Below are 13765 nucleotides of genomic sequence, written 5' to 3' on the forward strand. Positions count from 1 at the left end.
TAGCCCCGGCGCATCGCCGCCTTGAAGATACACATCCAGCAGATCGCTCAGTTCATTAAAATCCTCGCAGATGATAGCCAGCCGCTCCTCAAAGTGTTCACGGCCGGTCTGTAGCGTATAGACGAAATCCTGCAACGAGCAGCCCGCAACGCCGGCGCCTGTCCGAAGGGGTTGCAGAACTGCGGTTGCCGCCGCCCCTTCGCGTTGTCTTCTGGCATCCGCAATGAGCTTGTCCAGGCCGCCGACCGTCAGACCGCCTGCCACATCGTGCAGATTCAGTTCAACCCCGAACCTCTGATTAATCCCGGATGCGAATTGCATGATGTCGGCCGCAGTGCCCAATACATCTCCGAGCATTTCCCCTGCATCCAGCTGCTCCTGTCCGCCTCCGGTCACCGCCTCGATGTACTCCAGCAGCGAATAAGCCGCAGCCGGTTCCTCTGCGCCTGCCGCCGCTCCTTCCTGCAATCGCCGGATGTCCACAAATGCCTTCATGATACCTGCATACTCAGACAGCCGTTCCCTTGTCCTGGCGGAGAGCACCGCTATGGAAGCAGACTGTCTGTTATCGCTTGACCTTTTGCCGGAGACGGCTTGCTCCTCTGCATATTCCTCTATGACCAGGAAAGCGTTGGAGCCCCCTGCTCCAAAGGAGCTGATTCCCGCCCGGCGCGGATACCTCTCCTGCTTCCCGTTCACCGTGCGGACAGGCTGTCTCCATTCACTGCATTCGCGCTGAACGCGGACCGGAGAATTCCGGAAATCGATTCTTGGATTTAACTGTTCAGCGTGCAGCGACGGTACCAGCATCTGCTCGCGCATTTGCAAGAGCACCTTCGTCAGTGCCGCAATCCCGGCCGCCGATTCAAGATGCCCCACATTCGACTTCACTGAGCCTATGGCACAGAAACCCTTATCCTCCGTAAAGGATGCGAACGCCCTGTTAATGCCCTCGATTTCAATAGGGTCTCCCAGAGCGGTTCCGGTGCCGTGGGCTTCGAGATAGCTGATCGTGCGCGGGTCAATTCCCGACTCATGAAATGCCTGGCTCAGCAGCTCCGCCTGGGATACCGGGCTCGGAACGGTATATCCGTTGGTTTTGCCTCCATGGTTAAGCGAAGTACCCGCAATTACGCCATAGATGGAATCTCCGTCCCGGACGGCTTGGGCCAGCGGCTTCAATAGCACGGCCCCTACGCCTTCACCCGGCACATACCCGTCTCCGCCTTCGCCGAAGCTGCGACATCTTCCGTCCGTGGAGCCGAATTTGCCCTGGCTGACCAAAATATATTTATTGGGATGCGAGGCCACGTTCACTCCGCCGGCAAGCGCATAATCCGCCTCCCCGCGAGCAAGGCTGTCGCAGGCAAGCTTGATCGCAGTCAACGAAGAGGAGCACATAGTATCTACCGCCATGCTGGGACCTGTAAAATCCATTACGTACGATACCCGGTTGGCAATGGAGGAGAAGCTTGAGGTCGGTTTCTCCCGTTCATCTCCTGAGGCGCCGTACAGCTGATACTGGCTCCACATCGCTCCCACATATACGCCTACCTTGGCTTTATCCAACGCTTTGCGCGTATAACCGGCGTCTTCCAGCGTTTCCCATGCACATTCCAGAAACAGCCTTTCCTGCGGGTCCATCAGCTCCGCTTCCTTGGGCGATATATTGAAAAAAAGCGGATCGAACTCCTCCATGCCGTCCAGAAAACCGCCCCATTTGGTATAGCTCTTCCCCTTCGCTTCCTTGTTCGGATCGAAGAAAGCGTGCAGATCCCAGCGGTCCGCCGGGATCTCGGCAATACAATCCCTGCCCGACTTTAGATTGTTCCAATAGTCTTCCAGGGTCCGGGCCATCGGATAACGTCCGCTAATCCCGATAATGGCAATCCGTTCATCCTTATCACCGTTCTTCCCTGTCCCGGCAGATTCAGCCAGGGAAGTCTCCTGCTCCTTGACCGCCGGGTCTCCTGCAGCTGCATCCTCCGGAAGAAAGCGTTCTCCTGTCTTCTGCTCAGGCTCCTTGACGGCGAGGTCCTCGGCTTCTCCGCACAGCTTCGCCGTCTGATCCGGGTATGCCTTCACTAAATAGACCCCCAGTTCCTTAAGATTGCGGTGCTCGAAGAATACCGTCTGCGGCAAGGCTCCAAATTGACTGATTAGCTCCCCCGTCATATTCATAATCATTAAAGAATTCAAGCCGTATTCATCCATGCTGCGCTGCGGCTGCACCTTCCCGGCCGGCAGGCGGGTCTCGGTGGCCACAAGGCCTATCAGCAGCTCTTCTACCCGCTTGAGCTTGACAGCGTCATCTTCCGGCGCTTTCACCGGCGCCTTCACCCCAGGAAGCGCCGAGAGCCGGTCATGCGGCCCGGCCGAAGCAGCTGCGTACGGTTGCAGCTGCTTCGGCCGCCCTCCCGGTTGAATGAACAGCCGGCTGGCTGTCCGCTGCAACAGAAGCTCGGGATCACCGGCCAGAACGGCAAGGCACGGATACGGAGACTGCAGCGCCTGTTCTAAGGCGGCTATTCCTGCTCGGCTGCCGAGCTCGGCCATCCCCAGCTCCATCCGCAGCTTCTTCTTGTACGCCTCCGTCAGCTGCAGACCTCCGTCTGCCCACAAGGGCCAATTCACCGCCAAGCTTTTGCCGGACCTTAAGCCGTTGAGACGCTTCTGCTCCCTTCCCGCTGCGAATTCGTCCATAAAGCGGTTGGCATAGGCATAATCGCTTTGACCGGCATTGCCGAACACAGACGAAATGGACGAGAACAGAACAAAGAACTCAAGATCATCGGAAGCAGTCAACTCATCAAGGTTCAAGGTGCCCCATACCTTCGATTGCAGCACGGCATCGAAATCATGGCGCTCCTTATGAAACAATAAAGCATCACGGGTTACCCCCGCACAATGAAACACTCCCTGGATAGGTCCATAACGCTTCCGGCATTCCTGCAGAGCGCTTCTGGCCTCCCTATAGCTGGCGATATCCCCTTGGATGTAATGGGCTTCGCCTGCAAATGTCTGTAATTGCTGCAGCCTGCGCTTTCGCACTTCATCCAGTTCGGAACGCCCGATGACGATGACCCGGCAGCCGGGATCAGCCAGCATGCGGCAGGCCAATTGATAGCCAATGCCCCCAAGACCGCCTGTAATCACGTATGTTCCACGGTAGACTGGCCCGGCTTCCGGCACTTGCCGCAGTTCAACGGACTCCATAACCTTAACGCTCCGCCCAGGCCCGGAGTACATAACCTCCGAATCCCCGGACACCTCATTCAATTCATTGCTCAGCCTGGCATAACAGGCCGCCCAGTCCTTCCGCAGCAGATCAGGCTCCAGCATGACACTTGTGGTGCGGAATCGCGGATTCTCTGCCGCCGCAGTCCGAAGGAAGGCGTTGACTCCCGCGTAGTGGGGATACGCATCGTTGTTCTCGCCGGAGTATGCATAGACCAGACGCACCGTCTCCGAGCTATATGGCCCATGCATATATGCTTTGGTTAACAGATACAACGAGTATACGCCTGCTTCCATATGAACAGAGGGGTCGCGGTACATGCCGGTATCCAGCGTCCATAAATGCAGGATTTCGTCAGGCCGGAAGCCGCGTTCGAATAATACGTCCATAAGTTTGCTGTAATCCGCATATTCGCAGCCCACTTCGTACATTGTATCCGACAGCTGTCTCCATGACGTTCCCTGCTTGACAACTATGACCCGCTGCTCCGCAAGAGCGCCTGCTGGCACCCGGTATTCCTCACTGCCGAATACCATTATGTTCTTGACGTTTGCAGCAGGAGACGATATGAGCAGTTCCTTACTCTTCCAGCGGCCTTCAAAAAACAGCACTTCCGGCTCCGCCGTTATATTGACAACCGTTTTCCCCGGTGTTGTTATCGCTTTGATTACAAAATCTTTCATGCTCAAACATAATTCACTCTGCTCGTCAAATACGTCGATATCAGCCTTAATTATTCCATGACCCGCTTCATTAGGGCGGTGGAGACGGATATGGGTCCAGCACTGTCGGCCTAGAGGCCGATAAAGCTCCAGCTGCCCCAGCATAAACGGCACATACGAATGATCCGCCTCGAACAGCTCGTCGAAGCCGCCCATAGCATGCATTGCCCCGTCCAGCATCTGGGGCAGCAGCTCATAATAGGGGGCTTCTCCGCCGGTCTGCCCTGCCTGTCCGTCCGGCAGCTCCAGCCGGGCCAGCAGTTCATTCCCGTTGTACGCGAGTGTCTTCACTACTTGATAGCCCGCGCCGTAGCGTATCCCCTTCTCCGCAAAGGAAGCATATAGCTCGCCAACCGGCCTCGACCGGGTGCATCTATCCAGAATTGAAGCGGTTTTCTCGTACCTTGCGGCTGACCGGGGAGCAACATCCGGCTCCAGCTTGCCTTGGCATACGGTCTGAGGGCCGTCGTCAGTCTGCTCCGTTATCGTAAAATGAACAGCAGCTTCCCGCTCCGAGAGATGAATAGCCACCTGCTTTGATTCCCCGGTGAAGCGAAGCTCTTTTTTCCATACAATAGAAGAAATTAAGTGTATCTTCTGCTCGCAAGCAGACTCCCCGGCTGCCCTTGCCATCTCCAGCATGACCGCCGCCGGAAGTACAGCCGCCCCATGTATGACATGCTCCCGTACTTCGGCATCCTTCAGCGAAAAGACGGTTCTGAATCGTTGTTCCTTCAGCGTAGAGGCATTCTCCCCCAGGTAAGGGTGTAACTTCTGGTCAGGGTTGGCGTGTTTCTCTTCAAGCTGCACCTGCGGGCGGTTTTCCGACGTCCCTGCAATCCAATAGCTCTGACGTTCGAACGGGTAGACCGGCATGGAAATCCGGCCGAGGCGGCCGTCGCGCGGAATCAGGTTCCAGTCGATATCCTGTCCCTGAACGAACCATACAGCGATCTGACCGGCTATATTTCTGTACTCCTCCCGTTCAAGGCCTGCCTTGCCAAGTCTTCTGACAAGCGTGTCCTGCCGGTATGGGCCGTGCTCCTCTGCCTGCGCCTTCGCCTGAGGACGAAGATTGCTGTAAATATACGGCAGCTCCTCCCCGTTCAGAAAGGCTTCCAGCTTGCGCTTCAGATCGTGGTGGCCCGCCGCCACGAAGGCTGCACGGCAATCAAACATGCTCCGTCCCGCCTGCAGCGTATAGCCGATCTCGTCTAGGGTATAGCCACTCCCTTCCTTATCCAGCCAAACGGCCAATTCGCCTGCCTTGGCCATCAGTGCCCGTTTCGTTTTGGCAGAAAGCGGCACGATGTGGTACGGAAGTGAATCGCTGCCGCCCCGCGGGGCGTGCGGCACTTCTTCAACAACCAGATGCACGTTGGTTCCGCTGATGCCGAATGAACTGACTGCAGCCATTCGCGGGCCCTGAGCCTCCCAATCCTTAAGCGCCGTGTTGACATAGAAGGGGCTGCCGGCGAAATCAATATGCTCATTAGCGTTTTTGAAATGCAGCGACGGGGGGAGTTTCTTGTGCTTCATTGCCAGCAGAACCTTTACCAGCCCGGCTACCCCGGAGCAAGCAATCGTGTGGCCGATGTTCGTCTTTACGGAACCGACCGCACAGTACCCCTTCCGATCCGTCCAGCCGGCGAATGCTTCCGTCAACGCCTTGATCTCGATCGGGTCCCCCAGCTTGGTGCCGGTTCCATGGGCTTCGATATACGAAATCCGTTCAGGATCAAGCTTGTACTTAGCATACAGATTTCGGATTAATTGCTGCTGCGAGGCAGCACTCGGAGCGGTTATTCCATTGGTTTTGCCGTCCTGATTGATTCCGGAGGCAACGATTACCCCGTAAATGTGGTCCCCGTCCTCCAATGCCCGGTCCAGGCTTTTCAGAATGACGATTCCTACACCTTCGCCCGGCACCATCCCGTTGGCCTCATTATCGAATGCCTTGCATTGTCCATCCGGGGAGAACATCCCCATACTGGAGGACTGATAATACAGCGCCGGAGACGACATCACGGACACGCCTCCTGCAAAAGCCATCTCTGACTCGCCCGCCGCAATGTCGGAGCAAGCCAAATGGATGGCGGTAAGCGAAGAAGAGCAGGCGGTATCCACCGTTATGCATGGACCCTTCAGATTGAGATAATACGAAATCCGGGCTGACAGAATGGCGTTATCATTGCCCATGGTCGTGTAATGATCGTGGGGAAGCTGCCGGTCGCGGATCAACTGGACATAATCCCCCGGCCTTCCGCCAATGTATACGCCAACCGCCTTATCGCTAAGCTCCTTTTCCTGATAGCCCGCATCTTCCATCGCCTTCCAGCACTCTTCGAGAATCAAGCGCTGCTGGGGGTCCATCATTTCGCTCTCCCGTGGAGAGATCCGAAAAAAATCCGAATCGAACTGGTCGATGCCCTGCATAAATCCGCCCCATTTGCTGGCAGACCGGAACGGCTTCTTCAGATCCGGGTCATAAAATGCCTCCATCTCCCATCTTCCTGCGGGAATCTCCGTTACGGAGCAGACGCCGGCGGCCAGATTGCTCCAATACTCTTCGGCATTCCGGGCCCCCGGAAATCTGCAGGACAAGCCGATTACGGCTACTTTTCTGTCAACCGGCTGCCGGCTCGTCGAGACGTCGTCCTCCGGCTTGGCCGGATCATCCGTTGCTGCAAGTCCAGACGAACTGGCCTCCTGCGAAGCATTGCCGGTGTCCACGGCAGCAGTGCCCGGCTCGGGCAGCGGGGGAGCAACCGGAACTGGACGGACCCCCTTTCCGGCCAGGAACATAACCAAATCCTTGATGCTGGGATGATCGTAGAAATCCGTAACCTCCAGCTTGACCGCGAACAACGCTTTGATCCGGTTCATGAAATCAACGATGGTCATTGAATCGAAGCCGACTTCGTAATATTTATGATGCGGCTTGATCTCGTCCGGGCCACCTCCCAGGATTTCTGTTGCAATCCGGAGCAGCTCATCCCTGACGGTGTCATGGTCCAGTTCGGCAGAAGCTTCAACCGGCGGAACGACAGCGTTCGCAGCCTTGCCCGCCGTTTCTTCCAGCTCACGCACAAGGGCAGCGGTATCGGCCTTGATTAGTCTGTGACGATCCAGCTTGCCATTGGGAGTTCGCGGCATTTCCTTCAGAACGATGAAGGAGGACGGAACCATAAACTCCGGCAATCTTGCACCCAGGTACCCCCTTACTTCCTCGTCCGAAAAAACAGCATCCTGCTTCAAGGCAAGGAAGGCCACCAGCCGTTTGGTCCCGTTGCCGCTCTCCTTGGCCACAACAGCGCATTCCTGTATCCGCTCAACTTCGCCCAGCACCTTCTCGACGGCAGATAGCTCGATACGGATTCCGCGGATCTTCACCTGATGATCCTGTCTGCCCAGCAGCTGGATGGTTCCGTCCGGCAAATAACGGGCCATGTCCCCCATCTTGTACAACCGCTCTCCCGCGCTTCCGCGAAGTGGGTTGTTGGTGAACTTGGCTGCCGTCTCCTCCTGCCTATTCACATACTCTACGGCCAATGAGGCACCGCCGATGTGCAGCTCTCCGGGCACTCCAACAGGGCACAATCGCATCCGGGAATCCAGAATGTAAGCCTTGACATTCGTAATCGGTCTGAACCAGGCCATCTTGCCTTCTGCAAGATCACAGTCTGCCGTTGTAAATTGCATGATTCCGTTCACCTCTGTCGCACCGTAATCAGCTACGAGCAGAGCATCCGGGAAGTGCTTCATAAATGGCTTGAACAAATCCAGCGTGAACGGCTCTCCGACCGTCATCCACATCCGAACCTGCTTCAGAACGGTTAAATCCTCAGACGATTCAAACATCCGGCGAAGCATGGACGGAAGCATCGTGCAACAGCTGACCTTATGTTTATCTAGTGCGTGTATAATCTTACCCGGGTCCTTTACAACCGTATCGGACAGAATCACCGTTGTAATCCCCTGCAGAAGCGCCCCAAGAAATTCCCACATGGACGGCATAAAATTCATGCTGGTCCGTTGGCAGGTCCGGTCCCCCTGTCTGAACGGATATCGGGTCCACATGTGGTTGAAATAATTGATTAGCTGCTGCTGTCTGTGTCTGACCCCCTTGGGAGTACCGGTCGATCCTGATGTATAGAGAATGAGTGAAGCACCGTCAGAGGCATAGAGCGTATCCGGCAGTATTCCGCCATCCTCACCGATTTCGCCGGAGATCGGGTCTGGTCCGTCCAGGCGAAGTACCGGAACACGCCCGCTGTCGATGAAGCATTCTCGGGAATCCGTGTCCAGAATCAGAACGAGGCCGGCATCCTGAATCATATAAAGAATTTGTGCCTCTGGATAACTTCCGTCCAATGGAACATACGTAAGTCCCAGCTTAAATATAGCCAGGATTGAAACGATGGTGTGGATGGATCTTTCACCGTAAACCCCGATGGAAGAACCGGGGGCGATGCCCAGACTGCTGATCCGCAATGCGAGTCTGTCAACCGCAGTTGACAACTCGCGGAAGGACCACGCATCCGTTTCGCCGTTGCCGCTCTCATGAATAACAGCAACGGCATCACTGTCCAGGGAGGCTGAATGTGCAAAACGTTCATACAGCGACTGTTCAAACGCTACCTCTTCGTCATAACCGGCACATTCCAGCAGGAAGGACTCTTCTTCCCCGCTCATCAAAGGCACTTGATCTATAACCGTATCCGGTTCCTGCAACAGATTCGTGAGGAAGCTCAAGAACTGCCGGAGCGTCAACTCGACGGAGATCGAATCACACAATATCGGCGAGTATTTAATCCCTCCGATGCAAGCCTCCCCTTCCTCCCGGAACGAGACTACGGCGTCCGGCACAGCCGCTTCCTTGTTCTCCAATGGGAGATTCGGAATCTGCAACAGCAGTTGATAGGAGGATGCTTCCTTATCATTGGGAAGCGCTTCCTTAACTTGTCCAATCAGTGCCCGCAACGTCCTCCCTTCCGCATTGGAACAGTCAAACCAGGTTATGCTTCGTCCTCTTTTGCCAATTGCCTTTACCCCTGCTTTCATTTCATACTCCGGGTACCTGGCGAGCAATGCTATGAAGACGGCTGCGATTACAACCTGTGGCTTAACCCCGATGGCTTCACTGAACGAACGGACCGGACTCCATTGCTCCTCGGACAGCTTGAAAAGACGAACAAGCTCCCATTCAAGAGCCTGCCGCTGCTGCTCACCCTCACCATGGGGAAGCCGGAAGACTTGCGGCACATTCTGGGCGAACAACCGCTGCACTTCCGGCAATGTCTGCTTATCCTTACCTTGTTTAAGTATCCTTGTATGGGACAACTCCGTAGAAGCCAGCTTCAGAGAATCCACGAATTCAGCCAGTGTATTCTGATCCGCTGTAATTCCGGCCGACAGCCCTTCCATGTTGATCGGGTGCAAGTGGGGCTGACTATTGAAAGAAGTATAATAATCGTAATGATGGCCTTTCCGAAAAAAATGCGATCTGCTTGAAATCAACATTTCAGCTATTGCCAACTCCATCGTCTGCTCCTCCTTACAAGTCCCTGGTTCTTCCGCCGGCGACAGAAGAGGTTGACATATGCAGCATCTGTTTCTGCAGATCAATGAGAACTTTGCAGTTCTCATTCTCCACCTTCTCATGATGCTGCAGCATATCCCTGATCTCACTCAAATCGTCAACCACTTGCGTCACAATATCCTCCAGATGAATCCTTCCCGCTTTTTGCAGCGCCAGGATTTGGCTGAATGCGCCGCATAAATGCCCGCGCGACCCAATAATTTTGATTTCATTCGTAATCATATGATCCACTGCGGTAATCTCCAGGGGAATGCCCTTGCGACCCAGTAAGACAACTCGGCCGTTTTCGCTGACATGTCTGAAGATCCGGGTAACATTCTCCACAATGGCAGAGGTTTCAAATACGACGTCGATTTTTCCAGGGGGACTAGACATAAATTCCTCAGGTGTATACACATAATCCGCCCACTTTTTGGCAAAATCCCGCCGAAACTCAATCGGTTCGATGATGTGCACCTCTGATGCTCCGAATACCTGCTTGCTTAACATCGCGGTTAATAAGCCAATCGGGCCTGCACCAAAAATGACCGCCACCTCCCCCGCCTTTAATGCAGCATTCTCGCACGCCACATAGGCGACCCCTGCAGGCTCAATATTGGCTGCGGCCATGAGATCCCGCTCATCATTAATATAGTCCGTAATGTTGTGCGCAATAGATGCCTGCACATCAACGAATGTTCCGAACAAGCCGTCCTTCTCCAGTCCCAGCAGCTTGGCATGCTTGCACTGGTTGAACTTTCCTCGCTTGCACACCTCGCATACATGACAGACGATGATCGATTCCAGCGCAACGAACATGCCCGGCTTAAGATGCTTGACATGATCTCCGACTTCGATTATTCGGCCAACGCCCTCGTGTCCGATCACCCTTCCCTCTTCAGGAATTTCGAGGGGAGACGTACAGCGGATATACCCGGTTTCCGGATGATTCGTAGTCAGATGCAGATCCGTCCCGCATATTCCTACATAATGCATCTGCAAGCGGATTTCATCGGGGGCCAACCGGGATAGCACCCTGTTCTCCACACATACACGCACATTCTGATAGATTTGGTTAGGCAACGGATTGGCTACTCCAGGAACCGGATTTTTGTCAGCCCGTACAAGTAGAGTCCTAGTTTCAACCATATGAAATCCCTCTTTCCTCAATATAGTGTGTGTTACTTGTTGCGAATGGCCAGTGTCAAACCGTCTCCAATCGGCAGCATGCTCACAGTAACCCGGTCATCTTGGTGAATCGTCTTGTTGATGCTGCGTATCTCTCTTACGTCCGGACCCTGGTTCCACTCGTTAATGACGCTGCCCCCCCACAACACATTGTCAACGCCGATCAAACCGCCGGGACGAATCAAACGAATGGCACGCTCATAATATGCTGTATAGTTTTCTTTATCCGCATCAATGAATATAAAGTCGAAATAGTTGGCATAGTCTCTGGATAGCAGATCGTCCAACGTATCCAGGGCAGGCGCCAAACGAAGATCAATTTTGTGGGCTACCCCTTCCTCTTCCCAATAGCGGTACCCCATCCTTGTCCACTTGTCGTCAATGTCACAGGCAATGATACGCCCATCCGAAGGCATCGCCATCGCCATCAGCAGTGTTGTATAGCCGGTAAAAGTACCGATCTCTAATATGCGCTTGGCACCGATTAACTTGACCAGCAAGGCAATGAACTGGCTCTCCTCAGGCGGACTCTGCATGGCGGACAACAGCATACGACCGGTCTCCTCGCGCAGCTTTCTGGCAGGTTCCGGCTCCCGCAGAGATACCTGAAGTAAATAGTCATACAACTCGTCTGTCAGGTTTAACGCACGCTTTCCCATCCTTAACTCCTCCTGAATTTTCTAATTCTGAACAGAACCGGTCATTCTTCCAACATGCTCATTCATCCAGTCAGCGGCTGCATGCATCAGTTTGTCGGCGATTCGATCCACATGCCTGCTGCGCCAATTCTCCAGGTCTGTGTCTGCCACCCACCGGTTGAAGGCCCCCATCGCCGGTCCGCAAAAAATCTGGTAATCCACCTTGTTCTCACTGCTTCCGCTGCGGGCCAGCCGGTCGGAACGGTCGAAGTACCATTTAAATACGAGCGCCATTCTATATTTCGCATCATGGTCGGCCTTGTCCAACTCCTCATCTGTACATGAGAGCTTAAGTTCTTCGTAGATTTCTTCGAAGCTGCGCTTAAAATAACGCTCCTGGACCATGCTCTTGCTCTTGGCGTCCAGCTCTTCCAACGAATCATACAGGCGGTACAGCTCATACAGCTTGTTGGCCCTTGCCGGGAAGAACAAGCCTCTCTTCAGCACCTGGGCCTGCGCACCGATTTGAAACAGATCGCCTAGCGGAACCGAAGCTACATCCTGCACATTCATGCGTTGAAGCAGCTCTTTTACCTCAACGCTTGTTCCCGCTTCTACGGTACACTGGTTGATGGAACCGGTCATGACGAAGTCAGCGCCGATCATGAAGGCCGCTGCGGCAGCCTCAGGCACACCGATTCCCCCTCCTGAGCCGACCCTTATCCTTCTGCCATACCCGTATTTACTCATCAGCTCGTCCCGGAGCTTCCGGATAACGGGCAGTAATACCCAGGCAGATCCATGATCGGTCGGTCCTCCCGAATCGGCCAGTACGCAAACATCGTCTGCCATAGGCATGCTTCGCAACCGATCGGCCTGCTCTGCGGTTATGCTGTTATCTTGAAGCAGCTTGTGCAGCAACGGCTCTGGAGCCGGACTCATAAAGGCCTCCGCCACTTCGGGCCTGGATACCTTGGCGATCAATTTGTTGCCGGCCGTAATGCTGCCATCCGCTTCTCTGTTAAGCCCGGCAGCCCGATAGAGCACCAACGATCTTGTTATGCCAATAAAGGATGCCACCTCCAGCACCTTCACCCTGTGATGCAAGAGCAGTTCAAAAACAGCTTTTTCTTTATGGGGATCAAATGGATCATGAACCACATTCACTCCGTATGTATGCTTTCCGTTCAATTCCAGTTGCAGGGACTGAATCATATCGGCAATCTGCGGGATGCCAAGACCTTTCGTACCTATAAATCCCAAATAACCCGATTTGCTGAGCCGTGCCGTCATCTCCACAGAGGATATTCCATGATGCATCCCCCCGGCATAGTACGCCGCTTTAAGCCCGTAATCTCTTTTGAACTCGGCATCACCCAAGTCAGCAGCGGTTATGGAGGCGCTTGTGGGTGCATTGCCAGCTTGCTTCCATTCGTCCTGCTCCGGCTGGCTGTCCTCCAGATCGCCTCCCTGCAACATATCGAGTGGAGGCGCTTCCTTTCTGATCTGGTCCACCAGCTTTGTCAGAACCTTGCCCGGACCAATCTCCTCGAACGCCTCTACTCCCATTGCCAGCATATACCGGACACAGTCCGTCCAATTAACGGTATGCGTAATTTGATCGGCAAGATTGCGCTTGAGATCGGCCTGACGGTAGGGCCTGGCATAGACATTGGAGATCACCGGAAGTTCACAGCGCTTGAAATCAAATCTGTCCAAATATACACTGAACTGCTGCCGCGCCTCCTCCATATATCTGGAATGGAACGCACCGCTCACATTCAGAGGCACAACCATCCGTGCTCCCGCTGTCTCCAGAAACGGCATCGCCTGTTCAATATCCTGTTTGAGTCCTGAAACAACAATCTGCGTCGGCATGTTGAGATTGGCGATATCAATCCCGCCAAGGCCGTTCTCTGAGAGAACCTGGCTCACCTTCTCTGCCCCCAAGCCCAATACAGCCGCCATTCCTCCTCCCGAAGCACGGCTCATCAGCTCTCCCCGCTTTTGGACAAGCATTAACCCGGTTTCAAAATCAAACGCACCGGACGCCAGAAGTGCATTGAACTCGCCTAAGCTATGCCCTGCCACAAAATCAGGTCGCTTGCCCGTCGCTCGTACCTTTCTCATGTAACTTAATGCATTGACGACATACAAGGCAGGCTGGGTATACGCAGTCTGACCTAATTTGTTCTGAGTGTCCGCCAGACAAAGCTGTTTGATTGAATAGCCAAGTATACGGTCAGCCTGAGCCGTTAACTCAGGAAATTCATCGAATAATGCCTCCCCCATACCGAGATGCTGAGAACCTTGACCAGGGAACACGAACGCTTGCATCATTGCATCCTCCTCTTATTCTCGAAATTAGTATAGTCGGCCATGGAATCAGTGACCCTTA

Annotated in this window: 4 protein-coding genes (1 of these 4 only partly in view); all 4 read right to left on the reverse strand. The window is 54.3% G+C overall.

All coding sequences use genetic code 11. From position 1 onward, the window contains the following. Tightly spaced (at most 32 nt apart), the 4 genes in view from A3844_RS18085 to fabD form a layout consistent with a single transcriptional unit that may run on beyond the window. Window positions 1–9504: the 5' portion of an amino acid adenylation domain-containing protein gene (locus A3844_RS18085; RefSeq protein ID WP_074108120.1), read on the reverse strand. The gene continues 5340 nt to the left of window position 1, outside the view; the window shows 9504 of its 14844 coding nt (coding positions 1–9504); it begins with the start codon at window positions 9502–9504; its stop codon lies off the left edge, out of view. Window positions 9505–9517: 13 nt separating this feature from the next. Then, on the reverse strand, window positions 9518–10690 hold the full coding sequence (locus A3844_RS18090; protein WP_074082876.1) for a zinc-dependent alcohol dehydrogenase: 1173 nt from the start codon (window positions 10688–10690) through the stop codon (window positions 9518–9520). Between the two features lie 32 nt (window positions 10691–10722). Next, a complete protein-coding gene (locus A3844_RS18095; RefSeq protein WP_074108121.1) occupies window positions 10723–11388 on the reverse strand; it encodes a class I SAM-dependent methyltransferase in 666 nt (221 codons plus the stop codon). Between the two features lie 21 nt (window positions 11389–11409). Continuing rightward, window positions 11410–13704, reverse strand: coding sequence for an ACP S-malonyltransferase (fabD, locus tag A3844_RS18100; protein ID WP_074108122.1), 2295 nt, complete (start codon window positions 13702–13704; stop codon window positions 11410–11412). Window positions 13705–13765 lie beyond the last annotated feature (61 nt).

The organism is Paenibacillus helianthi, from assembly GCF_001909055.1.
Taxonomy (GTDB): Bacteria; Bacillota; Bacilli; order Paenibacillales; family Paenibacillaceae; genus Paenibacillus_AQ; species Paenibacillus_AQ helianthi.

Bases quoted from the DNA above. Each gene is read 5' to 3' on its own strand.
- A3844_RS18090 (WP_074082876.1), bottom strand. From the start codon at position 10,690: ATGGTTGAAACTAGGACTCTACTTGTACGGGCTGACAAAAATCCGGTT.
- A3844_RS18095 (WP_074108121.1), bottom strand. From the start codon at position 11,388: ATGGGAAAGCGTGCGTTAAACCTGACAGACGAGTTGTATGACTATTTA.
- fabD (WP_074108122.1), bottom strand. From the start codon at position 13,704: ATGCAAGCGTTCGTGTTCCCTGGTCAAGGTTCTCAGCATCTCGGTATG.